Here is a 26,412-nt window from a genome sequence, read left to right on the forward strand (position 1 = left end):
GAATAAGCATGAGTAAATGCGTTAACGGGATCATTAGTTGCTTTGTAGTTTTAATCGCTATCCTAAGTTGCCAAGTAGGCGCACAAGTAAAACGTTTATCTCCAAGCGAAGGCTTATCGCAAAGCTACGTTAATACAATGCTCATCGACACTAATGGTTACCTTTGGCTTTCTACTGAGGCTGGGCTTAATCGTTATGATGGCTATCAAGTTATTCCAATAAACGGCCCTAATGGTGAATTAGAGGAAGCGATCATTGATCGTATTTACCAAGATACCCAAGGGCACATTTGGATAGCTTCTTTACTTGCAGGCCTATTTAGATACGACCCCGTAACAGATTCATATCAGCAGTTTTTAGAAAAACCCACCAGTGAAGAAGAAATTATCAATCAATCTGTTTTTAGTATGGTGGCCGTTGATAAAAAAACACTTTGGATTGGGCGAGGCCGCGATTTTGCAAAGCTTGATATTGCGACCGGAGAAATTACAACTATCTTTGAGCTACCCGCTAAATATAAAAATACCCTTGTGAGAAAGCTGTTTGCCTACAATGGTTATATATTTATTGGTACAAGCCATGGTGCATATGTATTTGATATTGCAACAGAGCAGGTTAGGCCACTACAACACTTAAAAGGTGAAGCTGAGCATATTTATCAAAATAATGTTAAGTCGTTCGCATTAGGTGAAAATAAACAGTTGTTAGTAGGGGCGGTAAAAGGCTTATACGAAGTTGATATTAGTAACTTATCAAAAATGTTTGAACGTCCAGATTTACCGTTTAAAAGTAAGGTATTACTAACTGATTTAAATGTGTGGAGCATAGTAAACGAACACGGAAAAATAGATTTAGCTACTGATAAAGGCTTGTTTAAATTTGATTTAAGTACTGGGGAAATGATTAAAAACACCCGAATAGCCCAAAGTAAGTACACGCTTGCTGATACCAGTATTATTGATATGGCTAAAGATAAATCGGGTGGTACTTGGGTTGCGACTAAAACCGATGGGGCATTTTATTTATCTCATGACAGTTATCATTTTAATAATATCGATGGCACTTTACTCGGGGGCGATGGTTTATCACATCACTCTATTTGGGGTATTACTGAATATAAAGATAAACTCTGGCTTGCAACGCACAATGGTATTACTGAAGTTGATTTAAAAACAAATATTGGCAAAGTTTATTTAAAAGACTACAAAGTCGACTTACTCACCACTGAGTTTACCGTATACGAAATAACACCTTATAAAGACAATTTATGGCTTTATACAAACCGTGGTTTGTTTATTTTTGATCCTGTAACGCATCAAGTTAGCGAACCTAAAGTGCATGACCCTGCTAATCAAGAGCTAATTACCGGTAGGGTGCATGGCGTTACATTAATGCCAAATGGCGACTTATACTTTGTGCACTCAGATCATGGGGTATTTATATACAATATAGACTCTCAAGTAATAACGCGTTTGGGTGGCCAATTTGATCAATTTGAACCCTTTTTAGCTCATGGCTTTTTACCTGCGCTGAGCAATAAACCAGACTCACCATTGTTTTTTAATGCCGGTATTTTATACCAAGTAAACCCAAGTGATTTAGCACTTAAAATGATTTACAAAGTGCCAAAACAGCATGAAAACGTAGCCATTAGTGTGCTTTCTTACTTAATTGATAACAACAATATATTGTGGATATCACTTTCTAATTTTGGCTTGATAGGCCTTGACGCATCTACCTACCAATTAGTCCATACAATCGATTTAGAGAAAAATAAGTTAGGCACACTGCTCTACGATATGGTGCTAGATGATGATGGCATGATCTGGATGAGCAGCCATAAAGGTATTTGGCGATTAAACCCAGAAACACTTCATTTTCAGCAATTTTCTACATCAGAGGGGCTACTTTCAGCTGAGTTTAATAGTAACGCCATGGCACAGCTCAAAGATGGCCATATTGCGTATGGTAGCTTAAAAGGATTTACTTATTTTCATCCAATGGAAAACCAAAATTACCAGTCGCTTATTGATCACGTAAATATTACGCGAGTTGATTTAATGTCTCGAGATTTATCGCTTGATTTAAAACAGCCGCTCAACGAGGTTGTGTTAAATCATGATGATATAGGGCTTGAAGTGGCATTTTCGGCCATGGCATTCAGTAATCAAGAACGCATCATTTATGAGTATCAACTCGATAACGGGCAAAAAAGTTATACTCGAAATAACAACCGTGTACTGTTTCCAAAATTAAATCCAGGTAATTATCAATTAAAAGTTTGGGCTAAAGATCCGCTAACTGGCGAATATACTTCGCCCGCTATTTTAAAAATAAAAGTAAAGTATCCGCTTTGGCGTGCACCTTATTTTATGGTGCTTTATGGCATGTTGTTTATTGGCTTTGTTGCTATGTGGGTTATGCGCCGTAATAAAATCCAGCGTATTTTATTAGCAGCAAATAAAGAAAGTAAAGAAAGCGAAGCGCGTTTAAAGCTAGCTCTTGAAGGCAGCGAGTCGGGTGTTTGGGATTGGGAATCAAGTAATCCAAGTATTTATCAACCTCGCTTAGCGAGTGAATTAGGCTACGAAAATGAAACCGTGAGCCTAGATGAATATTTATCTAAAATTCATCCGCAAGACAAACAACTATTTCGCTTAGAGTGGCTTGAATTTTTATCTACCGATAAAGGTTATTTTAATTGCACCTACCGCCTGCGCCATGCAAAAGGCTATTGGCGCTGGTATAAGGATTTTGGGAAAGTAGTTGAGTGGGATGATAAAACGCCACAAAAAGTAGCGGGTACCTACACAAATATGACCCGTGAGATGGTGTTTGAAGAACATGCATTATTATTTACCGCAGCGTTTGAACAAACACGTGATTGGGTGTTTATTCTCGATAAAAATTTAAATATTAGGGCCTCCAATAAATCTCTGCAGACCGCCTTTAGCTTCTCTGCTGAGTCGTTATCTAGTCGAGCATTAAATTTAGGTATATCGCGCAGCAATCGTTTTGATTATTTACGCATAATGCAAAAGCTATCTGTTGGGGAGCACTTTTCGTGTGAAGACAGTGTGGTTTTAGCAAATGGTGAGCCACGCCATGTACTTGTGAAAATAAGTGCAGTAGCCGATAACGAACAGCGTCTTAATAGCTATGTCATTATTTTAACCGATATAAACGCACAAAAATCAGCTGAAAACGAGCTGCACTTATTAGCCAATTACGATGCTTTAACTGGGCTGCCAAATCGTACGTTATTTAACGACCGCGTTGAACACGCCCTTGAGCAAGCAAAATTTCACGAATGTAAAGTTGCTTTATTACATATAAATATTAAGCGTTTTAAATACTTTAATGATTCTTTAGGGCATGCAGTTGCTGATGAGCTAATTAAAGAGGTCGCTGAGCGTTTAAAATGCTCCTTGCGTCCATCGGATAGTGTTGCTCGATTTGGTGGCGATGAATTTGTTGTACTGGTAGAAGACATTCATCAAATAGAACAAGTACTCATTATATGTACTAAGTTGATGGATTGTGTGAATCAAAATATTACGATTAATGGTCAAGTCGTAAACGTTAATTTAAGTATTGGCGTGTCTATATCACCAGATGATGCGCAGCAAGGATCAGCGCTTTTAAAAGCTGCGAGCATAGCGTTATATCATGCAAAAGACTCTTTAGAGGGACGTTATCAGTTTTATAAGCAAGAGATGAATCAGCATGTTCAAAGAGCGCTGCATCTTGAATCTCAGCTTACAAGAGCGTATCAAGAAGAAGAGTTCTGTAATTACTACCAGCCTATCATTAACGCTGAAAGTCAAAAAACAGAAGGTTTTGAAGTACTGCTGCGTTGGCCTGAAAATAAGCTTGTGCAAACCCAAGAGTTTTCGGTGGCAGCAGAAGGTATAGGCCTGATTACAAAAATTATGCTGCAGACTTTTGCGCGCGCTTTACTCGAGCTAAAAGAGTGGCGAAAAGCCTCACCTAGCCTGTATTTATCTATTAATTTATCGGCACTTGATTTTGAGTTTAAAGACCTTGTTCCAGAAATAAAAAAAGCGTTAAGTAACGCAGGGGTATCGTCTGAGGCAATTGTTTTTGAAATAACTGAATCAATATTAATGCGTGATTCCAAAGAAGCGTTACATAGTATGGAACAACTTAAAAAGTTGGGCTGTAGATTGTATATGGATGATTTTGGTACGGGTTACGCATCGCTTACTTATTTAAAGCGCTTTCCTATTGATGTATTAAAAATAGATAGAAGCTTTGTGCAAGACATAGGCATAGATTCTGACGATGAAGCTATTATTCAATCAATACTCGCGCTTGCTGATAGTTTAGGTAAAGAATGTGTAGCTGAAGGCGTAGAAAGCTCGCACCAACTCGCCTTTTTAAAGGCGCGAGGGTGCATGCATTTCCAAGGGTACTTATTTAGTAAACCAGTACCAAATAACGAAGTACTACCGCTTATTAATCGCAATTGGAGTGATATATTTAATTGATAATGGCAGTACTCATTTAAGGCCTTTTACCGCAGTGCCTACAAAATAAATGGCTATTATGCTCATTTAACTGCGTTTTAATGGCCTTATTAGCTTCTAGTTTACTCAAGCCTAGTTTATAGCGTAGTTCTTCTAGGTGTTCTTGTTGAGTATCATTAAGAGTGCCGTCTTGAATTTGTTCATGTACAGCATCTTCAAAAAATTGGCGGCGTTTACGTATTTGTTCTGAAAAACTAGACGCGAGTAAACCGGTAGGTATCGCAACCATTCCCATGCTTAGTAGTGTAATTACGCCGCCGAAAAATTTACCCAATGGCGTTATAGGTACTACATCACCATAACCAACAGTCGTTAGTGTTGCCATTGCCCACCACATAGCCGCGGGAATAGAGCCAAATTTATCGGGTTGTATGTCATGCTCAATTAAATAAATTCCGCATGAAGCTAAAATAAGCACGACGGCCATAATAAAAAAAGCAGCCATTAATGAACTACCTTCATCGTTAAAGGCTTTTAAAAGTAGCTGCATGGCGCGTGAGTAGCGAGTGAGTTTAAATACCCTTAATAGTCGAAGCACACGTAAAAAACGTAAATCGAGAGGAAATAAAAACATCATTAAGCTTGGTAAAATCGCAATTAAATCAACAATTGCCAAAGGGGAGAAAAAGTAGCTAAGCCGACGTTTGGTATGAGACCCCTCCATTGCTGCATATTGTGTTTTATCTACGCAAGCCCAAAGTCTGGCTAAGTACTCAATAGCAAAAATAGCGACCGAGACAATTTCTAAAACTAAGAATTCGTTGTAATACTGCTCTGCCACACTTGGGATTGATTCAATAACAATGGCTACAACGTTAATCATTATTAAGCTAATGAGCGCGATATCAAGAATATGTCCTGCTCGATGGTATTGACCTGTGCCTTCAAAGAGGCAGGCCATTTTTTGTCTTAAAGTATGTGGTTCATTCATTATTTAAGTTTAAGTACCATATTAATACTGCCTTCTTCAAAGTCGCGACTAATTTTAAAACCTAACTTTCGGGCTAGCTCAATCATCCCCGTATTCTCTGGTAAGGTTATGCCTTCAATCGACTCCACACCTTGGCGTTTACAGTGGTTGATTGCAGCACTCATTAGTATGCGACCAAGCCCTAAACCTTGGCAGTCTGAGCGTACTACAATAGCAAATTCAGCATGTAGGTTATCGGGATCCATAATGACGCGAGACACACCTAGTGTGCGGGTTTTACCTTCAAAGCGTTGGCAAACAATAAAGGCCATTTCACGGTCGTAATCAATTTGCGTCATTTTAGCGAGTTGATCGTGGTTAAATTGTGGTAGTTCGCCAAAAAAGCGTTTATATCTGTCTTCTTTATTAAGTGACTCGTCAAATGCTTTATGAGCTTGTTCATCTTCTGGCTTTATAGGCCTGAGCGTAGCTTGGGTGTTATTTTTAAGTGTTACTACTTCAACAAGCTCAATAGGGTAGGGACGAATAGATAAGCGCTTACGATTGCTCTGAGTTTGATAGCGGTTAAGGGTCATAGTGGCATCGAGTACTAAAAACTGCCCGTTGCTGGCAAGGATAGGATTTAGTTCCATAGAGCTTATGTCAGGTTGGTCAATAATTAACTGAGAAATACGTGTTAGCAGTGCACATAAACGATACTTATCAACCTTTTCGGGTAATATGCGCTCCTTTAGTACGCCTTTATCGTGCGCTGCGGCAATTAAATACTTTGCTAAGTTCATATTCAGTGGAGGCAGAGCAACAGCGGCTTGTGCATATTCAAGGCCGGTTCCTGCTTCACCTAATAATATAACAGGGCCAAAATTGGGCTCGGTTTTAATCGCAATTCGCAGCTCATTTGCGCCTGCTCGCGGCGCCATTTTTTGTAATGAGAACCCTTCAATAATCGCATCCGGATACGTGTTTTTAATACGTATAAGCATTGCAAAAGCGGTTTGTTCAACCTCGTTGGCGTCGTTTAAATTAAGCACCACACCACCTACTTCAGACTTTGAGGCAATACTTGGGCTAATGAGCTTTAACGCGACCGGAAAACCCAGCTCTATGGCTTGCTCTCTCGCTTCTGTTGGTGTGTAGGCAACCTCAGTTTGAATGCATTTAATACCGTAATGGTTTAATACTTGGCTTGCCTGATGGGTAGGTAAGTAGCTTTGTCCTTCATCTAAAAATTCATTAATAAGTGCTTTAGCAGGCACTTTATTTATTTTTGCGTCATCAGTGTTCGACTCAGGTGTTTGCGTTAAATGCTTTTGGTTACGACGATACGTTACCAAGTGCATAAATGCGCCAACAGCGCCTTCGGGCGTACGGTAAGTAGGTATAGCATTATTAGAGCATACTTTTCTTGCAGCATAAGATGCATCCTCCCCCATAAAGTTAGTTATAACGTAAGGGCGCGCCATTTTGGGTAATGTTTGCAAGGTTTCTACAATAACGTTGGCGTAGTCTTCGCTGAGTGCAAGTGCTGATGGGGTATGAATTATGAGTAAATTTTTAACTTCTTTAGCGTGTAATAAAATCTCCAGTGCTTGTTTGTACCGAGCAGGAGCTGAGTCGCCAAAAATATCCACAGGGTTTGAGGTGGTTTCTGATTGTGGAATTACTTTATTTAGCGCATTTCGAGTTTCAATGCTTAGCTCTGCTAACTTTCCTGAATTTTGAATAAGCTCATCAACGGCCATAACTCCCGGCCCGCCACCATTAGTTAAGATAGTCAGCTGCTCTACTTTTAATAATTTTGGATGCATGGCAAGTGTTTGTGTCGCTGCAAATAGCTCCCGTAAATCATTTACGCGCAGCATACCTGCACGTTGAAATAACGCATCGTAAACAGCATCAGAGCTTTGCTTACCGCCGGTGTGAATTTCGGCTGCAAGTGCACCCGCACTTGTTTTACCTGTTTTAATCGCAATTACAGGCTTACTAAAAGCCGCAGCTCTTGCTGCTGATATAAAACCACGAATATCCTCAATGTTATCAATGTAGAGTAAAATAGCTTTGGTTTTAGCATCACGACCTAAAAAGTCGAGTAGTTCATTAAAGTTAATATCAAGGCAGTCACCTACCGATACAAAATATGAAAAGCCAATTTCTTTGTTTTTAGCCCAATCTAAAATGGTTGAGCATACTGCTGCTGATTGCGATACAAATGCAATTTTACCTGGGCTTGCCACAGTATGTGAAAAGCTCGCATTTAAACCAATATGAGGGATCAGCAAGCCTAAACAATTTGGCCCAAGCAAAGTAACTTGCTTGGCTTGAGCGCATGCTTTGAGCGCACTTTTTTGCTCTCCAGAAAGCCCATCTGCAATAACAATCGCCGTTTTGCAGCCAAGTTCTCCAAGCTGCTCAATAATATCAATTAAGGTGTTTTTGTTAGTACAAATAACAGCAAGGTCGGGTACTTTTGGTAAGTCAGCAATAGTGGGGTAAGCAAGCACGCCATGTACTGCGCTATGGCTTGGAGTAACAGGCATTATCGGCCCTTTAAAGCCGCCTTGAAGCAAATTGCGCATAACCACAAAACCAGCACGAGTTGATATATTAGAGGCACCAATAACGGCCACTGAGCTTGGGTTAAAAAACTGGGTAATGCGCTTAAGGCTCATGGTTTTTCCTAGGCTGATTAAATTTTGCGTTATTTATAGTCTCAATGTACCCTGTTTACTGTGTTATTTCGAGCGTCTAGATGCTTATTATTGATATCAATCAAGGAGATTATTGTGAATAAAACCCCCGGTTTTTACATTGTTATAGCGGCTATTTGTTTAAGTATAGGCTTAATTAGCTTAGGGTTTATTTTAAAGAGTACAGCTTTGAGTGTAAAAGAGATGGAACGTACTGTGCAGGTTAAGGGGTTGGCCGAGCGAGAAGTAATAGCCGATACAGTAATTTGGCCTCTGCAATTTAGTGATGCCGACAATAATCTTGAAAAATTAGTCAGCCGAGTTGAGAAAAAAAATGATGCTGTAACTGCTTTTTTAAAACTGCATGGTTTTGACGACGATGAAATAACAATAGGCAGCCAGTCAGTTATTGATAAACAAGCACGTGAATATAGTAACGAAAATCAGCAATTTAGATACATAGTGCGCTCAAATATTATTGTTTATTCTGCTGCGCCAGATAAAGTACAAAACGCGCTGAGTAAAGTAAGCCAGCTTGCTAAACAAGATATCGCAATAGTGCAGGACAGCTACGAAACAAAAGTTGAATACATTTTTACAGGCCTCAATGATGTAAAACCTGCGATGGTGCAAGAAGCAACTGAAAAAGCGCGTGAAGTCGCTAATAAATTTGCTAAAGACTCTAATTCAAAATTAGGCAAAATAAAAACAGCTCGCCAAGGGCAATTTAGTATCAGTAATCGAGATTCAAATACACCGCAAATAAAAAATATAAGAGTGGTAACCAGTGTTGAATATTATTTAAATGACTAGGGCCTGTTGACCTTTCAGGATTAAAATTTGTTCAATCTAGGGGCGATTTAATCGCGGCGTGAGGTTTGTAACCTAGCGGGCTAAGTAAAAACCGAGCAAAGCTTCCGCGTCCTGCTCACGCCCCTTACCTACATCCATGTAGGCAACAAAGAGTAAATTGCCCCTAGGCAGAAACCTTCGGGCAGCGCATGTTTGGCATTTATTCCACGTTATCGCCTATTTATGGGGAATAACCACACTGCATAGGCTCTGCCTTGCCTAAATACCAAACATACTGCTGCAAATTTAACCTCGAAAGATAAACAGGCCCTAGGAAATAATATGTCAGAGTCTAAATATGGCCAGTTTGTACTGGCGCCCCGTTCGTATTTTTTTACTGCTATAGCGAGCGTAGTATTTGCGTTTATAGGCTTTAGTTATAATGCATGGCGAATGGAGGCAAGTGAAGAAAATAACAATACACGTATTGCTAGCTTTCAAATACTACAAGAACTAGCCGAGCTTGAGCTTATTGTATTTGCCGCACATTACGACAATAACAAAATAGATGGCAGCCCTAGAAAAGGCTGGGTTAAAGTTAACTTAATTCATGACTTAAGTTACTTAGCCGTTGATAAAGTACATTTAAAAACAAAAGACTTACAAAAGGTCTGGCAAACAAATTGGCCAAACATGGTTGATCACGAAAGTGCTGCGCAATCTATTACACATGCCATAGATAGTGTGCGTACAGAAGTTGTGAGTGAATTAAAGCGCCTTGATTAAGTGAGCAACTTGCACCGTCGAACGTTGCAAGTAAGCGGCGCTCAGTAAAATTGTGGTCTCGTTAACTTTTTGCCCTTTTAGTACGTTGGCAAGCTGCTGTTTTGCGTTCGGATTTTGTTTTTGTTCAATTTCCATTAACGCTAACAGGGCTGAAAATTCATGCTTTACCGGTGTGCTTGGTTTATTTGCGTAGGCAATGTAGCAGGCAACAGGTGTTAACCCCTCTGAGTTGGGCTGCGCAAGCGCTTTAACTAAGTCATCATTTGATTCAAACAACATTAAAGAACGCACATAGTTAAATGGCAGCTTTGTAGCATCAGCATGTTTAAATACATTGTGCAGTACGTTATTTCCTTGGGTATCTTGTGCTAAAAAGCCTTTATTTACTTTAAGCGCTGGGGTAAAAAAACTTAATGCATCAATATTAGTAAGTTGATTAATAAATGGTGTAGGTGCTGTATTAGTACCTAATATACGTGTAGCAATGTTTTGCATAAAATCATACTTAACACTCAATCGTTGAGCGCTTTCATATAAATGGTTTAGTTGCAAAGTTTGCTGAGCAGTGCTTAGCTTTTTAAAGTCGTTATCGAGCTCATTTAACTGATGCTTTGAAATGCGCGCGTTAAGTAGCTGTATGCTTAAATCCATTATTATTCTCAAAGATTTTTTATCACTATAAAACAAAAAAGGTCGCAAATGCGACCTTTTCAATTTAAACAATTGCTTTAAATGATATTAAGCTTTTTTGCTTGCTACCCATTCGTTAACAAAGTTTTCTAGTACATTAAGTGGCACCGGGCCATTTTTAAGTACTACGTCGTGGAACTGGCGAATATCAAATTTATCACCAAGTTGCTTTTTAGCGTCTTCACGAAGTTCTAAAATCTTAAGCATACCCACTTTATAAGCCGTTGCTTGAGAAGGCATTACAATGTGACGCTCAACCATTTTAACACCGTCAGATGTTGCATTAGGCGTGTTATTTACGTAGTAATCAATACCTTCTTGGCGAGTCCACTTCATCGCGTGAATACCCGTATCAACAACTAGACGACATGCGCGCCATAGCTCCATTGAAAGGCGACCAAAATCTGAGTAAGGGTCTGAGTACATGCCCATTTCTTTAGGAATGAACTCTGAGTATAAACCCCAGCCTTCAATATACGCTGTGTAGCCACCAAACTTACGGAACTTAGGAATACCTTCTAGCTCTTGTGAAATGGCTATTTGCATGTGGTGACCCGGAATACCTTCGTGGTAGGCAAGTGCTTCCATTTGGTACGTTGGCATTGCTTCCATGTCGTAAAGGTTTGCGTAGTAAACACCTGGGCGTGAACCATCTGGCGCCGGCTGTTGGTAAAATGCTTTACCTGCCGCTTTTTCACGGAACCCTTCAACTGCTTTTACTTTTAAATCAGCTTTTGGCTTAACAATGAATAGCTCATCTAAACGTGTTTTCATTGTATCAATAAGCCCAGTGGCTTCATCAAGATAGCGTTGTTTACCTTGTGCATCATTAGGGTAGTAAAATTGCTTGTCAGTTTTCATAAACTGCATAAACGCTTTTAAGTCGCCTTTAAAGCCAACTTTATCTTTAATTTCACGCATTTCATCATGAATACGTGTCACTTCAGATAGGCCAATTGCATGAATTTCTTTAGCGGTTAAATCAGTTGTAGTTGTGCGCTTAAGTGCGTTGTTATAAAACGCTTCGCCATCAGGTAATTTCCATGCGCCATCGCGATCATCAGCACGTTTTTCAAGCTGTGCAAGGTAATTAATTAGTTTAGAGTAAGATGGTTTAACAGCTGATTTTAATGCATCTGATGCATCGCTAATTAACGAGTCTTTTTCGTCTTGGCTAATTTCAAGCGCCGTTACTTTACGTTTAAAGTCAGCAAGCAATGTAGAATCATTGCCTTTTTCAAACGGTGCACCATGAATAATATTTTTGCTTGAATCAATAACATGTGGGAACACAAATTTAGGGGCAATGATGCCTTTTTCTGCACGTACAGTTAAATCAACGATAAGCTGATCAATAACACCAGTTACACCATTTAAACGAGAAATGTAGTCTTTAGCTTCTTTTACATTACTAATTTGATGCTGGTTAATTAAAAATGCAGGGATCATAGAATGCGTACCAAACATTTGGTTCACAGGGTAGTTATGGTAGCGCCATTTAAAGTCAGCAATTGAGCTTTCAAGATCTTGTTTTTTTAAGTCGTAACTCACTTTTGTCGCGTTATCTAATAAATCACGATTAATTGCTTTTAGTGTAACTAGATCCGCTTTTGTTTGTGCTAAATCTTTAAGCTTTCTTTCTTCGCTACCATCGTCCCATTTATCGTAATCTTGCTTAATTCCCATGTATGTTTGATATACAGGGCTGCTCATTACATCGCGGTTAAATGTATCTTCAAAAAATGCATTCGCTTTGTCTATTTCACTTTGTTGTGATTGAACTGCTTGTGCAACAGGAGCTGAAGTAGCTTGTTGTGTTGTTTGCTGGCAGCCAGCAAGTAGTGCAACGCTTACTGCGGCCGCAATAAAAGTGAGTTTACGCATTGTTTTCCCTTTTGTTGTTAGAAACCCATTAGGGTGATTTATATTTATTAGTTTTATATTGTTGTGCAGTGCCTTAGCGCTACACAAACAATTCTAGCAGGTCATTTAAAAAGCGATGACCTTTTAAGGTTACCTGCCAATGGCTGTCTGTTTGAGTCAATAAACCTTTATTTATTGCTTGGTTTAATGCACTTTGCTGACTTTGCAGCGGCAGTGTTGTTAGTTTATTAAAATCATTAATTGGGCAAGGCTCAACAAGGCGAAAGCGATTCATAAAAAATTCAAACGCTAAATCGTCCTGCTCTACATGCCAGCTTTTATACATATATGGTTTAATTAAATCCATATAGCCGCGTGGATGTTTAACCTTTTCGGTACGCGTTATAAGCCCTGTATTTGCATCAGTAACCTTACCATGTGCGCCGCAGCCAATACCGAGATAATCGCCAAAACGCCAATAATTTAAGTTATGTTGGCATTGATAGCCCGGTTTTGCATAGCCCGATATTTCGTATTGCACGTAACCTGCTTGCGCGAGTAACTCAACCCCTTGTTCTTGAATGTCCCACAGTGTTTCATCTTGTGGCAAGGTAGGGGGCTTTGAAGCAAACTGAGTATTGGGTTCAATAGTTAGTTGATACCAAGATATATGCGGAGGATCTAGCGCTATTATTTGCTTTAAATCACTCAGTGCATCGTCAAGTGTTTGCCCCGGTAAGCCGTGCATTAAATCAAGGTTAAAGCTGTTTAAACCGGCTTCTTTAGCTTGCTGCGCAGCATAATTAGCCTCGTCGCTGCCATGAATCCGACCAAGTGCTTTTAACTTGTCGTTTTGCATGCTTTGCACGCCAATAGAAATACGGTTAATACCTGCTTTTACGTAATCTTTAAAACGACCTGTTTCTACTGTGCCAGGGTTGGCTTCAAGGGTAATTTCGCAGTTGTCTTCAAGTCCAATTAGGCTATCGACTTCTTTAAGTAAGCGGGTGTAAGCTGCACCAGTTAATAAGCTTGGAGTGCCGCCACCAATAAAAATACTGTGAATTTTACGCCCTTGCACTAAGTGCAAATCAGCTTTTAAATCATCAATTAAATGCTGAACATATTCAGCTTCAGGTATTTCACCTTTTTGTCCGTGGCTATTAAAATCGCAGTACGGGCATTTTTGCACGCACCAAGGCACGTGCACATATAAGCTCAGTGGTGGAAGGTTCACAGGCCGCCTTTTTGCTTTAGCTCTAGCAATAATTTTTGTAGCGCTTGTCCGCGATGACTCACTGCATTTTTTTGCTCTTTTGTAAGCTCAGCACTCGTACAATTTTTCTCTGCTACAAAAAACACCGGATCGTAACCAAAGCCACCGTTGCCATTTTGAGTGAGCGTAATTTCGCCTTCCCAGCTTGCACTGCAAATAAGTGGAGTAGGGTCATCTGCGTGGCGCATTAATACCAGTACACACCAAAAACGTGCACTACGGATAGGGTTATTACCCAAATCAACGAGTAACTTATCAATGTTATCTTGATCGCTGGCACCTAGGCCTGCAAAGCGGGCTGAGTAAACACCGGGTGCGCCATTTAAGCCATCAACTTCTAAACCAGAGTCATCGGCAATAGCTGCCATGCCAGTAATTTTAGCGGCATGGCGTGCTTTAATAATGGCATTTTCAACAAAGGTAGTGCCGGTTTCGGCAACTTCACCTACATTAAAATCGCTCTGTGGGACTACATTAATATTCAGAGAGCTTAGCATGTTAGCTAGCTCTTTTACTTTGCCAGGATTACCTGTAGCAAGTACTAAAGTTTTGGTCATGTTATTAATCTACGTAAAATTTTTGCTGAAACTGTAATTTTTGAAATTGATTACTTTGTTGTATTTCAATCTCAAAGCGTAAAATCTCTTCGTTGGTGTAATCAACTTGGGCAAGGTAATAAATTGACTCACCTTCTTTTACTTCTTTAAAAGTAAGCGTTTGCTTGTTGCCAAGTAGGTTTTTAGCTGTGCCTGTAAGCTTTGCCGTTTGGGCTGTGTTTTCGGCATCATTTTTTAAAACAGAAATATTCACAATGCCTTTGTATCCGCTTCGCTCAAGGCCATACGCTTTCGCTATTTTTGGCTGAATAAAAGTAGAAGGAAAAGCGATGTAATGCACTTGCCAAGGGCCAAGCTCTTTGTATTGTGCGCCTTGCATTTCTTCGCTTTGCGCGTTAAATGCAAATGCTAAACAAGCAATAAAACAAAACTTAATTAAACGGTTCATCATGTATTCCTCAAAACATATAAAAAAGAGGCCTTTGGGCCTCTTTTACTCAAAAATTAAGTGCTTAGACTAAAAAGTCCATAAGCAACATTTGCAAAAACTGAATACCAATAATAAGCACTAAAACTGATAAATCTAAGCCACCCATTGATGGTAATATTTTACGAATTGGTTTTAGCATTGGTTCAGTAAGCTGATGGAAAACGGCTTCTATAGGGTTATAACCTTGGCTAACCCAACTTAAAATAGCGCGAATAATAAGTACCCAAAAAACTAAGTTAAGGCCTTCTTTTAGTACCGTTATAAGTGCTTGAATAAGTACAGGCTGTATTGCCCACGCATTATATATAACAAGCATTAAAGTACTAATTTTGGCTACAGCCACTATAAATGCCAGCAACAAAGATGCTAAATCAAGTCCGCCAAACCCCGGAATAATTTTACGCAGTGGTTTTACCGCAAACGACGTGGCTTTAACCACAAACTGGCTCATTGGATTATAAAAGTCGGCTTTTGCCCACTGCAGCCAAAAGCGCAGTAATACCACCATTAAAAACAAATCAAACAGGGTACTGATCAAAAATTGCATGGCATTCATAGTGTAACCTTCAATAAAAAAGTGGTTTTAAAGTTCTTTTTCCATTTGCATCGCACGCGCAATACACGCATCCATTGCATCGCCAACGGTTTTAGTTAAGCCTTCATCTTTTAAGTGCTCAACAGCTGCGTGAGTCGTACCGCCTTTAGATGTTACGTTTGAACGTAGTTGCGAAATAGTAATATCAGGTTGGCTAAGTGCCATTTCGGCGGCGCCAAGGGCTGTTTGTTGTACCAGGCGACGAGCGTCTTCATCATTAAAGCCCAGCGCTTTGGCTTTTTCTTCTATGGCTTCCATAAATAAGAAAAAGTAAGCAGGCGAAGAGCCAGTCACAGCAATAATGTCGTTAATTTGTGATTCTTTTTCAACCCATACAACAATGCCAGTGCATTCAAAAACTTGTTGTACAAACTCGTGTTCGCTTTGTGTTTCGCCCGCGCCATATAAACCTGATACACCACGGCCTAATAAAGACGGTGTGTTTGGCATACAGCGTACCATTTTAACGTCTTGACCTAGCATTTCGCGAAGGCGTTTTACAGTTAAGCCCGCAGCAACCGAAATGAACAGTTTGTCGCTAAAATCTACGCCCGAATCTTGAAACGATTTACATAAATCGCCCATCATTTGTGGTTTAACAGACAAAACAATTACATCAGCATCGCGCAGGGCTTCGTTATTGTCACGGGTGGTTTGCACCTTGAAATCGGCTGCTACCTTTGCAAGCTTTTCTTGGTTGCGGTTAGTCGCAATAATGTTACTTGCGTTAAAACCGTTTTTTACCATGCCACCAATAATGGCGTAGCTCATATTACCTGTGCCTATAAATGCGATTTTTTTATCTGACATAAATCTGTTATCACCTTTTAAGTTCGTGTTCCAAAAATGTCTGTGCCGACTCTTACCATGGTTGAACCCGCACTAATGGCAGCTTCAACATCACCGCTCATACCCATCGACAAAGTATCTACTTGAGGATATTGGGTCTTTAGTTTATCAAAGCAAGTTTGTAATTGCTCAAAAGATTGAATTTGCGTATCCAGATCGTCACTTTTAGCCGGAATTGCCATTAAACCGCGAAGTGTTAAGTGCTTACATTGGTTAATAAAATCGGCAAGTTCAGAAATTTGCCCAACACTACAACCCGATTTGGCTTCTTCTTCGCTTATATTTACTTGAATAAGTATATTAAGAGGCGATTTATCGTCTGGGCGCTGGGAATCTAATCGTTTGGCTATTTTTATACGATCAACACTTTGCACCCAATCAAAGTTGGCAGCCACTAAAGCACTTTTATTTGATTGAATAGGTCCAATGAAATGCCAAATGATATCGCTATATGACTGTAGTTGAGCTATTTTATCTATAGCCTCTTGAACATAAGATTCACCAAATTCGCGCTGGCCATGCTCATAAGCTGCAATAACATCTTCGCTTGGTTTAGTTTTAGACACTGCCAGTAAAGTGACTTCGTTAGTGTTTCGCTGTGCGTTTTTTGCCGCGTCTGCAATTCTAGCGTAGGCGGATGTGAGTCGTTCTGCTATTGTAACCATATATTTATCAGTTAGTTGTGGAGTCATAAATGGATATTACCGAATTATTAGCGTTTAGTGTGCAACACAAAGCATCCGATTTACATTTATCATCGGGTGTTTCACCTATGATACGCGTAGACGGTGATGTTCGCCGCATTAATATACCAGCCCTTGCAGATAAAGACGTAAACAGTCTGGTTTACGATATTATGAACGATAATCAACGCAAGGACTACGAACAAAATCTCGAAGTGGATTTTTCGTTTGAAGTGCCTAATTTAGCACGTTTTCGTGTGAATGCATTTAACTCTAATCGCGGGCCTGCTGCGGTATTTCGTACCATACCAAGTGAAGTGTTAACGCTTGATGATTTAGGTGCGCCAGATATTTTTAAAACAATCTCCGATACCCCACGTGGACTCGTGTTAGTGACAGGCCCAACGGGCTCTGGTAAATCAACAACACTTGCCGCTATGGTCGATTATATAAATCAAAATAAACATCACCATATTCTAACAATCGAAGATCCAATCGAGTTTGTTCACGATAATAAATTAAGCCTTATTAATCAACGTGAAGTACATCGCGATACACATAGCTTTTCAAACGCGCTACGTAGTGCACTGCGTGAAGATCCCGATGTAATATTAGTTGGTGAGTTACGTGATTTAGAAACAATTCGTCTTGCAATGACCGCAGCCGAAACAGGCCACTTAGTGTTTGGCACGCTACATACTACGTCTGCACCAAAAACCATTGACCGTATTATCGATGTATTCCCAGGTGAGGAAAAGTCAATGGTACGTTCAATGTTATCTGAATCTTTGCGTGCTGTTATTTCGCAAACACTGCTTAAAAAGATTGGCGGCGGGCGAGTTGCGGCACACGAAATTATGATTGCAGTACCTGCTATTCGTAACTTGATTCGTGAAGATAAAATTGCACAAATGTACTCGTCTATTCAAACAGGTGCGTCTGTGGGCATGCAAACAATGGATCAATGTTTAACTAATTTAGTTAATCACGGCATTGTTACAAATGCTGCAGCGAAAGAAAAAGCACAAGACAAAACACAATTTGGTGGGTAAGAAACTATTATGGCTTTATCTTTAAACGACTTTTTACTTATCATGATTGAGAAAAAAGGATCTGACTTATTTGTATCGAGTCAGCTACCTGTAAGCGCAAAAATAAACGGTGAGTTAATAGCTCTAAGCGATGATAGGCTTACTGATGAGCAATCGCTTGAGCTAGTTGAATCTGCAATGAGCGAAAAACAAAAAGCAGAGTTTCATACAACAAAAGAATGTAACTTTGCGATTGCCACCGACGAAGGACGTTTCCGTATTTCTGCTTTTTGGCAACGCGATAAAGCAGGTATGGTTATTCGTCGTATTGTGACGCAAATACCTGATGTGAGTGAGCTAGGTCTACCTTCAATTCTTACCGATGTAATTATGTCTAAGCGTGGCCTAGTATTGTTTGTCGGTGGTACTGGCACCGGTAAATCAACCTCACTAGCTGCACTTATTGGCTACAGAAACCGTAACCAACGTGGTCATATACTGACTATTGAAGATCCGATTGAATTTGTTCATGAGCATCGTAAAAGCATTATTACTCAACGCGAAGTAGGGCTTGATACCGAAAGCTTTGAGTCAGCACTTAAAAGCTCATTGCGCCAAGCGCCCGATGTAATTTTGATTGGTGAAATTCGCTCTCAAGAAACTATGGAATACGCACTAAGCTTTGCCGAAACAGGTCACCTGTGTGTTGCAACACTGCATGCTAATAATGCCAACCAAGCAATTGACCGTATTATGCATTTAGTCCCCAAAGAAAAACACGATAAGCTTAAGTACGATTTAGCACTTAACTTACGCGCCATTGTAGCTCAGCAATTAGTACCGACTGCTGATGGTGAAAGTCGTGTTGCAGCTATTGAAATATTGCTTAACTCACCAATGGTTGCTGAACTGATTAAAAACGGTGATATTGGTGGTATTAAAGAGGCAATGGCTAAATCGAAAGAGATGGGCATGCAAACCTTTGACCAAGCGCTATTTGAGTTATACAGACAGCAGCGAATTAATTACGCCGATGCACTGCATCATGCTGATTCGCCGAATGATTTACGCTTAATGATTAAACTGCGCAATAACGAACAGCAAGGTGCGGGCTTTTTACAAGGCGTTACTATTGATGGCCTTGACGATAAAAATAGCGATCAATAAACCAACGAATTTTCTATTAAGTATTAATACAAAAAAAGCGCCAATTGGCGCTTTTTTTGTATATAACGAGTTGTTTATATAGCAGGCTTATTCACCGTAACTAGACTCAAAAAAACTTTCTAAAATAATAACCGCAGACATATTATCTACGTTACCTTTGCCTAAGTTTTTATAGCCGCCACTTTCAAAAAGTCGCGCTTTAGCATCCGCGGTCGTTAAACGCTCGTCTTGTGTTTGCACAGGAATGCCATAATGATTATGCAATCTGTTGGCAAACTTTTTTGCTTTAAAGGTAACCTCTTGTGACGTTCCATCCATATTTAGTGGTAAGCCAACAACCATTAAGTCAGGCTGCCATTCGGCCACTTGCACAGCAATATGGTCCCAATTAGGAATACCATCTTGTGCTTTTACAGCCTTAAGGCTAGACGCGCTGCCTGTTAGCTCTTGCCCAATAGCAATACCAATACTTTTGGTGCCAAAGTCAAAGCCCATTACAGTGCGTTCGCCTTGCGGCTTAAGCGATTTTTTTGTCATGTGTATCTTGTTTAAATTTTAAGTTGTTATGCGTGACCAGCTTCAAGGCTGAGTTGGCTAATATCAAAGCCCAACATTGAAACTGCTTTTTCCCACCGTTTTTCAACGGGGGTATTAAAAATGATCTTTGGATCTGCTTCTATGATCAACCAGCTGTTATCAAGTAACTCTTGTTCGAGTTGTCCTTGCTCCCACCCTGAATAACCCAGTGTAATAATAAATTGCTCAGGTGCTTGTGCTGTGGTTAAGCTTGCCAAAACGTCTTTTGAGGTAGTGATCATAATATCGCTACTGAGCTTTTGACTTGCTGAATAACCCGGTTGAGGAGAGTGCAGTACAAAACCACGGTCAGTTTTAACGGGTCCGCCTGCAAACACACTTACTTTTGCTGCGTTTTGAGTTTTGTCGTTATCAATTTCTATTTTATCTAAAAGTTCGCCAACAGTAACATCAATAGGTTGGTTTATTACCAAGCCCATAGCCCCATCTTCATTGTGCTCACAAATATAGGTAACAGCACGTTTAAAAAAAGGGTCTTGCATCGACGGCATTGCGATTAAAAAATGATTTTCTAATGACTGCATAGACTTCACCCTTTTTAGTTAATGAACTTTGAGTATGGCACATACCTTTGTTTTTAAAACTAAAAAAGCACTCTCATACGGTTTAAAGATTAATAGTTAACAACTATATTAAAATTCATGACACGAAAGTGCTTTTAATAACGACAGGTAGATGTTTATTTATCTAACTTTCTTTCAATTGCATCAAACAAAATACCTGTAATAGAGATATCATAAGCAGCTTCAATTTCGCGCACGCACGTTGGTGCAGTTACGTTAATTTCAGTTAATTTATCGCCAATAATATCTAAACCTACAAATATTAAGCCTTTTTCTTTAAGCGTTGGCGCAACTGCTTGCGCAATTTTTAAATCAGATTCACTAAGTGGGCGCGCTTCGCCTCGACCGCCAACAGCTAAATTACCGCGTGTCTCACCATTTTGTGGAATACGCGCTAAACAATACGGAATAACCTCGCCATCAATAACCAATACGCGCTTGTCGCCTTGTTTGATCTCTGGGATGTAATTTTGCACCATAGCAAAGCGGCTGCCGTGCTCGGTTAGCGTTTCACAAATTACACCAATGTTGGCATCGTCTTCTCTAAGGCGGAAGATAGATGCGCCGCCCATGCCATCAAGGGGTTTTAAAATAACGTCTTTATGCTCGGCTAAAAACTCACGAATTTGTCTTTGACTGCGTGTAACCAGGGTATCTGGCGTATGTTCGCTAAACCATGCTGTAAATAGCTTTTCGTTAGCATCGCGAAGGCTTTGTGGCTTGTTAATTATTAACGTACCTTCTTGTTCTGCACGTTCTAAAATATAAGTCGCGTAAATGTATTCAGTATCAAAAGGAGGATCTTTACGCATTAAAATCACATCAAGATCGGCAAGCGCTATAGTGGCTTTTTCTTCAAGCTCGTACCATTTTTCTGCATTATTAAACACTTGCGCTTTAGACGCTGTAGCGTACGACTTCCCTTTACGAAGAGATAAATCATCCATCTCCATATAATAAATTTCGTAGCCGCGTTCTTGCGCTTGCATCATCATTGCAAAACCGGTGTCTTTTTTGATGTTAAATCCACTAATAGGATCTGAAATAATACCTAACTTAATTGCCATGCGCTGTGCCTTACTATAAATGTTACTGTTTATATGAGGGTGCTTTTAGTTATTTCAATTAGCTAAATCGCCAAATTGAAGTTGTAATGCACTTAAGACCGTTAAAGCGGCTGTTTCCGTTCGTAAAACGCGCGGGCCTAAGCGAATATCTACAAATTCTAGTTGTTTAGTTAGTGCCATTTCATCGTCGGTAAAGCCGCCTTCTGGGCCGACTAAAAAGCGTACGCCATCTTTAGGTACCGTAATGGTTTTAATGCTGTGCTCAGCACGGGGGTGGAGAGTGAGCTTAATTGCATTGGTTTGTTGTGCAAGCCATTGTTTTAAATCGACAGGAGGATGAATAATTGGCACAAAATTACGCCCAGATTGCTCTGCCGCTGCAATTGCAATTTTTTGCCATTGTTGGTGTTTTTTCTCAAGGCGATCGCCCATTAGTTTCACGCCACAGCGCTGACTAAAAAGTGGGGTGATTTCGGTAATGCCCAGTTCAACTGACTTTTGAATTGTAAAGTCCATTTTATCACCACGGGATACACACTGGCCTAAATGAATTTTAAGCGGAGATTCTACATCGTGGGGATTAAGCTCTAATGGCATTACGACGACTGTTTTTTTTGTTACTTCAATTATTTCACTAAGGTATTCGCCGCCTTCGCCATTAAAAATAGATACATGCTCGCCTACTTTCATGCGCAGCACTCTGCCAATATGCCCTGCAGCATCCTCATCTAAGGTTACAGGGGTGTTTAGGGCAATACTCGATGTTTGATAAATATGAGGAACTCGCATAGTGCGTCACTTACTACTTAGCATAAAAATATATACTGCTATGGTAAGTAAGCTGGGAGCTGTGCGCAATTATTTATTTTTATTAAGTTGCTCGGCGAGATCTATTAAATCTTGTGGTGTGTGTGCTATATCATGGTGATTTTGCGAAGGTTCGGTTAATGTTTCGTCAGTAACTCGGCTTAGTGTATAGCCTGTATCATCAAGGTTTATTAAAAAGCGTTTTTCATGTAAGGAGTTATAAATAAAGCGTTGTTTATCACTTGCGAGTAAGTAATCGGTATTATTAAAAAGTACTCCGTGTAAATCGTGATGCTCTTTGAGATAGTTAATTAATTCAGAAACGCTGATTTCGTTCTCAAGATCGCAATAACTATAGTCTTTAATAAGCTCGTCAAACATCATTTTTACTAACTGACGGGTATTATTGCCTGCTGCAATAAGCGTACTCGCTTTGGTTTTGCCATTATTAACATAGAATTCGGCAAATGCACGGCTAAATTCGTTGTCTATGTCAATTAACAAATAGTTAGTAGCTTCAAGTGGCATAGAGCTCGGGCCTTGTTACATTTAAGTAATTACCATTATTACTTAAATGCAGACGTTTTAATTGCTGTATTTTTAGTAAAAAGGTCTAAAGAGAAAACATGCTAATAAGTAAATAACCTATAGCACAAAAAACAGCAAACTCTATACATGCTACGCCAATATTATCTTGATGGTCTATTTCAAGAGCTGTATCAATATTTGGTAAAGAGATAACTTTTATAACATACGTTAAGCTGTAGAGTAGTATCCACATTACACCGCAATGCATAACGAGTGTAAATATGTTTTCTACCATTTTACCGTTTTGAAATGCTGCGCTAGATAAACCAGCGTATACAGATAATGCTAAACCGATTGATTTTCCAGCATATCTTATACCTATAGAGGTGTTTTCTAAGTTGAAGTTACTTTGTAGCGAAGCGCCTTGGTTTGCTTTGGCAAAACGATATTCTCGTATTTTACTATCCAGTGCAAACATTCCCTGAAGTGTAAAAAAGCTAACGCAAGCAATAAGTAAGTTACTAAACCCTTGGGTATGTGTCCACGTGTATAAACCAAGTGCAATAATACAGTTGGCGATTAACATGCCCGAATCCACCAGTGCAGCACATACATTTTGCTTTAATATTGCAGCTTCTTCATTAAACCTGTGCAATATCCATTTACGATGAATTAAGTGACCTACCTTAATAAATGTAAATAATAAAATAATAATGACCAAAACTTTTAATGGATTGGATTGCGCGGTGCTTATGCTTATTTCATCAAATAAGAAGGCCATAGTGGCTATGACAACTGATATTTCAGATGCGAAGCTAATACCCATGGCAAAGTTATCGTGCTGCGCAAGTTCATCTTTAAGCGCTTGTTTTGCCTTGATTTGAGTGACAACTCGTAAACTAAAAATAGTTATACAAATAACCGCAAAACTAATAGCAATCGCAATAAAACTAGTGTTAGATAAAGACAAATATGACATGGTGATCCTAATTAAGTGAACTTTTCTAGGTTTTAGTCATTCTAGTACGGTTATTGATGATATAAAAGAGAGGATTGATGAGTAACGTAAAGCAACTTCCTATTCAATTACAAAAACTTGGCTTAGAGCGCTTCGAACAATTATATCCACAGCAAAGTAATGAAAGCGAAGTTATACGATTACTCGCCTTGAGCGACTTTGCCTGGCGCTGTTTAGAATCACAACCAACGTTAAAAGACTGGCTGCTGTGCAAAGATGAAATTCAAAACAGGCATGTTACCTCTCCCTTTGATAGCATTGAACTTAGTGATATTGACGATGCTAAGTGTAATCAAATCTTACGAAAGTACCGCGAAAAATACTGGCTTAAAGTCGCCTTTTTAGATTTATGTTGTAATAACCCTATTGCCGATAGCATTAATTACATAAGCCAACTGGCTGATATGCTAATTGATAGCGCTAACCAATGGGCGCATGCGCAGGTGGCAAAAGTAAATGGTGAGCCGCTTGATGAGCAAAGCCAAGCAATGCCATTAATGGTTCTAGGGATGGGGAAGCTCGGCGGGCAAGAGCTAAATTACTCCTCTGATATTGATCTCATTTTTGCGTATCCGCGCAGTACAAAAACCCAAGGTGGTTGCAGAAGCCTTGAGGCCCAAGTATTTTATACCAAAGTTGCACAAAAGCTCATTGCATCACTTAACCAAGCCACCGGTGACGGGCAGGTATTTAGAGTTGATATGCGCCTACGCCCGTTTGGCGAAAGTGGCCCTTTGGTCATGAGCTTTAATGCTATTGAAGATTACTATCAGGAGCAAGGGCGCGACTGGGAACGCTACGCAATGTTAAAAGGGCGCCTAATTGGCACCCCTAATAAATATTGGGATGAATTTATTAAGCTTTTAAAGCCGTTTGTTTATCGCCGGTATATTGATTTTTCGGTAATTGAATCTTTGCGTAAAATGAAGTTAATGATTGCACAAGAGGTTCGCCGTAAACGCTTAACTAATAATATAAAATTAGGCGCTGGTGGTATTCGTGAAGTTGAATTTATAGTGCAAGCCCTGCAAATGGTACGAGGTGGCCGAGAGGCTAATTTACAAACTCAATCATTACTTAAAGCATTAAATGAGTTGGCACTTAGCCAAGTTATAGATGAGCAAGAAGCAAGTGAGCTTAAGCGCAATTATCTTTATTTGCGAAAAGTTGAGCAGTACTTACAAATATTTGATGATCAACAAACGCAAACACTTCCTGATGATGAATTGAATCAGCAGCGCTTAAATTTATTATTAGAACAAGCGGATTTTGCTGCTACTTTAAGCTCTATTGAAAAAGTGATGAAGCAAGTTAACGGTGAGTTTGCACTGGTCATTGGCGAGGAAACCGCACCACTTGATACTTGTGAAGGCGCATTTATTAGTGCTTGGGATCATGGTGATGTGGGGTTTTTAAAAGAGGCTAGAGATGAATGGCAAACTCCTCTTAACGATTTTAAATTAAGGCTGTCTAAGGTAAACATCGGTAACCGAGGGCGCGACACCCTTGATAAATTAATGCCTGTTTTATTAAGTCAGTTAAATGACTTTAATGCCAGCGAAGCTGCTTTTACGATGGTTTGCCAAATTTTTAATAAAATAATTTCACGCACTGCTTATTTAGAATTACTGTACGAAAACCAAGGTGCGTTAAAGCAACTCGTTTTACTTTGTTGTCATAGCAAATGGATAGGTGAGCATATTTCTCGCTACCCTATATTACTTGATGAGCTAATAGACCCAGCGGTTCTTTATAAACCGACACCATTAACGGCTTATAAAGATGAAATAAGACAGTATTTTTTACGAATAGAGCATGACGATTTAGAACTGCAAATGGAGTCGCTTAGGCAATTTAAGCAAACGCATCAATTACGAATTGCAGCTGCAGATGCAACCGGCGTTCTCGATGTAATGAAAGTAAGCGATCACTTAACCGTACTCGCTGAGGCGATTGTTGATCAAGCTGTTAATATTGCATGGCATAACACTGTTAAGCGTTTTGGTATGCCACCTGGCACTGATGATGAAAACAAAGGCTTTGCTGTTATTGCATATGGTAAAACGGGCGGCTTGGAAGTGGGGTATGATTCAGATTTAGATTTGGTGTTTGTGCATAATCATGATGGCTCAAGCCAAACCAATGGTGAAAAACCGATAGATTCTCGCCAGTTTTATTTAAAACTCGCTCAGCGCTTAATGCATTTATTTAATACTCGTACTGCATCGGGTATTTTGTATGAGCTTGATACGCGATTACGCCCTGAAGGTGCATCAGGTTTACTGGCTATCAATCTAGAGAGCTTTAATCACTATCAGCAAACTCAAGCGTGGACGTGGGAACATCAAGCACTTGTGCGGGCACGGTTGATTTTGGGCCAAAACGATCTCATAGATCGTTTTTCACAAATTCGTAAAAATATACTTTGCCAACAGCGCGATCATACAGTCTTAAAAGCAGATGTAATAAAAATGCGCGAAAAAATGCGCGACCATTTAGCGAAAGGAAATACTGAACAATTTGATTTAAAACAAGATGTTGGCGGTATGGCTGATATTGAGTTTATTACGCAATATTTAGTACTTAAACACGCAAACGAGTTTGAACAGCTTACAGTTTACTCAGATAACGTAAGAATATTAACGGATGCGGCAAATATAGGTTGTATTACTAAAGAGCAAAAGCAGCAGTTGATAAAAGCGTATATTGATTACCGCTCGTGTTATCACGTGTTGAGCTTGGAGCAAAAAGGCAAATTGATCCCGCGAGAAACGTTTTTACAAGATATTACTAACGTAACTAATATTTGGAATAGTATTTTTGAATTGAATTGAATTGAATTGAATTGAATTGAATTGAATTGAATTGAATTGAACTGAAAAACC

22 protein-coding genes are annotated in these 26,412 nt (G+C 39.5%); 6 read left to right on the plus strand and 16 right to left on the minus strand.

From position 1 onward, the window contains the following. The first annotated feature begins 8 nt into the window (after positions 1–8). Positions 9–4,511: an EAL domain-containing protein gene (locus tag WNY98_RS07215; RefSeq protein ID WP_342877512.1), complete on the plus strand. Its 4,503-nt coding sequence runs from the start codon at positions 9–11 to the stop codon at positions 4,509–4,511. A gap of 16 nt (positions 4,512–4,527) precedes the next feature. Here the strand turns inward: WNY98_RS07215 and WNY98_RS07220 are convergent, their stop codons facing one another. Both WNY98_RS07220 and WNY98_RS07225 read right to left on the minus strand, forming a co-directional pair. After that, complete coding sequence (locus WNY98_RS07220) at positions 4,528–5,481, minus strand: ion transporter (RefSeq protein WP_024590672.1); 954 nt, start codon at positions 5,479–5,481, stop codon at positions 4,528–4,530. Next, entirely contained in the window at positions 5,481–8,150 is a 2,670-nt protein-coding gene (locus WNY98_RS07225; RefSeq protein ID WP_342875333.1) for a bifunctional acetate--CoA ligase family protein/GNAT family N-acetyltransferase, read from the minus strand. Before WNY98_RS07225 ends, WNY98_RS07220 begins: the two co-directional genes overlap by 1 nt. Before the next feature lie 114 nt (positions 8,151–8,264). Here WNY98_RS07225 and WNY98_RS07230 point away from each other — a divergent pair, with 114 nt between their 5' ends. Together WNY98_RS07230 and WNY98_RS07235 are read left to right on the plus strand one after the other, a co-directional pair. Continuing rightward, positions 8,265–8,981 (plus strand): SIMPL domain-containing protein, encoded by a 717-nt coding sequence (locus WNY98_RS07230; protein WP_024598900.1) that lies wholly within the window; start codon positions 8,265–8,267, stop codon positions 8,979–8,981. A 321-nt stretch (positions 8,982–9,302) separates the two neighbouring features. Next, positions 9,303–9,746, plus strand: coding sequence for a hypothetical protein (locus tag WNY98_RS07235; protein ID WP_024598899.1), 444 nt, complete (start codon positions 9,303–9,305; stop codon positions 9,744–9,746). Here the strand turns inward: WNY98_RS07235 and WNY98_RS07240 are convergent. From WNY98_RS07240 to WNY98_RS07275, 8 genes are all read right to left on the minus strand, one after another. Continuing rightward, positions 9,729–10,397, minus strand: coding sequence for a hypothetical protein (locus tag WNY98_RS07240; RefSeq protein WP_342877513.1), 669 nt, complete (start codon positions 10,395–10,397; stop codon positions 9,729–9,731). The two genes, WNY98_RS07235 and WNY98_RS07240, sit on opposite strands and share 18 nt — an antisense overlap. Before the next feature lie 87 nt (positions 10,398–10,484). Then, positions 10,485–12,320 carry a DUF885 domain-containing protein gene (locus WNY98_RS07245; protein WP_342877514.1) on the minus strand — a complete coding sequence of 612 codons (1,836 nt, stop codon included), beginning with the start codon at positions 12,318–12,320 and terminating at the stop codon, positions 10,485–10,487. Positions 12,321–12,399: 79 nt separating this feature from the next. After that, positions 12,400–13,536: a radical SAM family heme chaperone HemW gene (gene hemW / locus WNY98_RS07250; RefSeq protein ID WP_182196830.1), complete on the minus strand. Its 1,137-nt coding sequence runs from the start codon at positions 13,534–13,536 to the stop codon at positions 12,400–12,402. Further along, positions 13,533–14,132, minus strand: a complete 600-nt coding sequence (rdgB, locus tag WNY98_RS07255; RefSeq protein ID WP_024598895.1) for an RdgB/HAM1 family non-canonical purine NTP pyrophosphatase — start codon at positions 14,130–14,132, stop codon at positions 13,533–13,535. The genes hemW and rdgB overlap by 4 nt, the downstream gene beginning before the upstream one ends. A 4-nt stretch (positions 14,133–14,136) precedes the next feature. Then, on the minus strand, positions 14,137–14,580 hold the full coding sequence (locus WNY98_RS07260) for a DUF4426 domain-containing protein (protein ID WP_024596215.1): 444 nt from the start codon (positions 14,578–14,580) through the stop codon (positions 14,137–14,139). A gap of 64 nt (positions 14,581–14,644) precedes the next feature. Beyond that, a complete protein-coding gene (locus WNY98_RS07265) occupies positions 14,645–15,178 on the minus strand; it encodes a YggT family protein (RefSeq protein ID WP_002962568.1) in 534 nt (177 codons plus the stop codon). Between the two features lie 27 nt (positions 15,179–15,205). Then, positions 15,206–16,027: a pyrroline-5-carboxylate reductase gene (proC, locus tag WNY98_RS07270; RefSeq protein WP_342877515.1), complete on the minus strand. Its 822-nt coding sequence runs from the start codon at positions 16,025–16,027 to the stop codon at positions 15,206–15,208. A 17-nt stretch (positions 16,028–16,044) separates the two neighbouring features. Beyond that, a complete protein-coding gene (locus tag WNY98_RS07275; RefSeq protein ID WP_024598893.1) occupies positions 16,045–16,758 on the minus strand; it encodes a YggS family pyridoxal phosphate-dependent enzyme in 714 nt (237 codons plus the stop codon). Positions 16,759–16,760: 2 nt separating this feature from the next. Between WNY98_RS07275 and WNY98_RS07280 the strand changes: the two genes are divergently transcribed. Together WNY98_RS07280 and WNY98_RS07285 are read left to right on the plus strand one after the other, a co-directional pair. Continuing rightward, positions 16,761–17,801: a type IV pilus twitching motility protein PilT gene (locus tag WNY98_RS07280; protein ID WP_007585408.1), complete on the plus strand. Its 1,041-nt coding sequence runs from the start codon at positions 16,761–16,763 to the stop codon at positions 17,799–17,801. A 9-nt stretch (positions 17,802–17,810) separates the two neighbouring features. Next, positions 17,811–18,947 (plus strand): PilT/PilU family type 4a pilus ATPase, encoded by a 1,137-nt coding sequence (locus WNY98_RS07285; protein WP_076925076.1) that lies wholly within the window; start codon positions 17,811–17,813, stop codon positions 18,945–18,947. Between the two features lie 87 nt (positions 18,948–19,034). On the opposite strand, the gene ruvX is transcribed toward WNY98_RS07285, so the two are convergent. The 6 genes from ruvX to WNY98_RS07315 form a co-directional block, all read right to left on the minus strand. Next, positions 19,035–19,484 (minus strand): Holliday junction resolvase RuvX, encoded by a 450-nt coding sequence (gene ruvX, locus WNY98_RS07290; RefSeq protein WP_002961947.1) that lies wholly within the window; start codon positions 19,482–19,484, stop codon positions 19,035–19,037. Between the two features lie 26 nt (positions 19,485–19,510). Beyond that, positions 19,511–20,068 carry a YqgE/AlgH family protein gene (locus WNY98_RS07295; RefSeq protein ID WP_024598891.1) on the minus strand — a complete coding sequence of 186 codons (558 nt, stop codon included), beginning with the start codon at positions 20,066–20,068 and terminating at the stop codon, positions 19,511–19,513. A 155-nt stretch (positions 20,069–20,223) separates the two neighbouring features. Further along, the gene (gene gshB / locus WNY98_RS07300) at positions 20,224–21,174 is read right to left on the minus strand and encodes a glutathione synthase (RefSeq protein ID WP_342877516.1); all 951 of its coding nucleotides are present in this window, start codon (positions 21,172–21,174) and stop codon (positions 20,224–20,226) included. Between the two features lie 54 nt (positions 21,175–21,228). Next, positions 21,229–21,963, minus strand: coding sequence for a 16S rRNA (uracil(1498)-N(3))-methyltransferase (gene rsmE, locus WNY98_RS07305; RefSeq protein ID WP_197185499.1), 735 nt, complete (start codon positions 21,961–21,963; stop codon positions 21,229–21,231). Between the two features lie 69 nt (positions 21,964–22,032). Continuing rightward, positions 22,033–22,509 carry a hypothetical protein gene (locus WNY98_RS07310; RefSeq protein ID WP_024596223.1) on the minus strand — a complete coding sequence of 159 codons (477 nt, stop codon included), beginning with the start codon at positions 22,507–22,509 and terminating at the stop codon, positions 22,033–22,035. A gap of 85 nt (positions 22,510–22,594) precedes the next feature. Continuing rightward, the gene (locus WNY98_RS07315) at positions 22,595–23,488 is read right to left on the minus strand and encodes a hypothetical protein (RefSeq protein ID WP_024596224.1); all 894 of its coding nucleotides are present in this window, start codon (positions 23,486–23,488) and stop codon (positions 22,595–22,597) included. 77 nt (positions 23,489–23,565) lie between these two features. Here WNY98_RS07315 and glnE point away from each other — a divergent pair, with 77 nt between their 5' ends. Further along, positions 23,566–26,361, plus strand: a complete 2,796-nt coding sequence (gene glnE, locus WNY98_RS07320) for a bifunctional [glutamate--ammonia ligase]-adenylyl-L-tyrosine phosphorylase/[glutamate--ammonia-ligase] adenylyltransferase (RefSeq protein ID WP_342877517.1) — start codon at positions 23,566–23,568, stop codon at positions 26,359–26,361. Positions 26,362–26,412 lie beyond the last annotated feature (51 nt).

Origin of the sequence: Pseudoalteromonas sp. AS71 (assembly GCF_038900275.1) — a bacterium.
Classification (GTDB): Bacteria; Pseudomonadota; Gammaproteobacteria; order Enterobacterales; family Alteromonadaceae; genus Pseudoalteromonas.

What these genes read in the sequence shown, in the direction of transcription:
- WNY98_RS07215 (WP_342877512.1), top strand. Translation starts at nt 9, where the DNA reads ATGAGTAAATGCGTTAACGGGATCATTAGTTGCTTTGTAGTTTTAATC.
- WNY98_RS07220 (WP_024590672.1), bottom strand. Translation starts at nt 5,481, where the DNA reads ATGAATGAACCACATACTTTAAGACAAAAAATGGCCTGCCTCTTTGAA.
- WNY98_RS07225 (WP_342875333.1), bottom strand. Translation starts at nt 8,150, where the DNA reads ATGAGCCTTAAGCGCATTACCCAGTTTTTTAACCCAAGCTCAGTGGCC.
- WNY98_RS07235 (WP_024598899.1), top strand. Translation starts at nt 9,303, where the DNA reads ATGTCAGAGTCTAAATATGGCCAGTTTGTACTGGCGCCCCGTTCGTAT.
- WNY98_RS07240 (WP_342877513.1), bottom strand. Translation starts at nt 10,397, where the DNA reads ATGGATTTAAGCATACAGCTACTTAACGCGCGCATTTCAAAGCATCAG.
- WNY98_RS07245 (WP_342877514.1), bottom strand. Translation starts at nt 12,320, where the DNA reads ATGCGTAAACTCACTTTTATTGCGGCCGCAGTAAGCGTTGCACTACTT.
- rdgB (WP_024598895.1), bottom strand. Translation starts at nt 14,132, where the DNA reads ATGACCAAAACTTTAGTACTTGCTACAGGTAATCCTGGCAAAGTAAAA.
- WNY98_RS07260 (WP_024596215.1), bottom strand. Translation starts at nt 14,580, where the DNA reads ATGAACCGTTTAATTAAGTTTTGTTTTATTGCTTGTTTAGCATTTGCA.
- WNY98_RS07265 (WP_002962568.1), bottom strand. Translation starts at nt 15,178, where the DNA reads ATGAATGCCATGCAATTTTTGATCAGTACCCTGTTTGATTTGTTTTTA.
- proC (WP_342877515.1), bottom strand. Translation starts at nt 16,027, where the DNA reads ATGTCAGATAAAAAAATCGCATTTATAGGCACAGGTAATATGAGCTAC.
- WNY98_RS07275 (WP_024598893.1), bottom strand. Translation starts at nt 16,758, where the DNA reads ATGACTCCACAACTAACTGATAAATATATGGTTACAATAGCAGAACGA.
- WNY98_RS07280 (WP_007585408.1), top strand. Translation starts at nt 16,761, where the DNA reads ATGGATATTACCGAATTATTAGCGTTTAGTGTGCAACACAAAGCATCC.
- WNY98_RS07285 (WP_076925076.1), top strand. Translation starts at nt 17,811, where the DNA reads ATGGCTTTATCTTTAAACGACTTTTTACTTATCATGATTGAGAAAAAA.
- ruvX (WP_002961947.1), bottom strand. Translation starts at nt 19,484, where the DNA reads ATGACAAAAAAATCGCTTAAGCCGCAAGGCGAACGCACTGTAATGGGC.
- WNY98_RS07295 (WP_024598891.1), bottom strand. Translation starts at nt 20,068, where the DNA reads ATGCAGTCATTAGAAAATCATTTTTTAATCGCAATGCCGTCGATGCAA.
- gshB (WP_342877516.1), bottom strand. Translation starts at nt 21,174, where the DNA reads ATGGCAATTAAGTTAGGTATTATTTCAGATCCTATTAGTGGATTTAAC.
- rsmE (WP_197185499.1), bottom strand. Translation starts at nt 21,963, where the DNA reads ATGCGAGTTCCTCATATTTATCAAACATCGAGTATTGCCCTAAACACC.
- WNY98_RS07310 (WP_024596223.1), bottom strand. Translation starts at nt 22,509, where the DNA reads ATGCCACTTGAAGCTACTAACTATTTGTTAATTGACATAGACAACGAA.
- WNY98_RS07315 (WP_024596224.1), bottom strand. Translation starts at nt 23,488, where the DNA reads ATGTCATATTTGTCTTTATCTAACACTAGTTTTATTGCGATTGCTATT.
- glnE (WP_342877517.1), top strand. Translation starts at nt 23,566, where the DNA reads ATGAGTAACGTAAAGCAACTTCCTATTCAATTACAAAAACTTGGCTTA.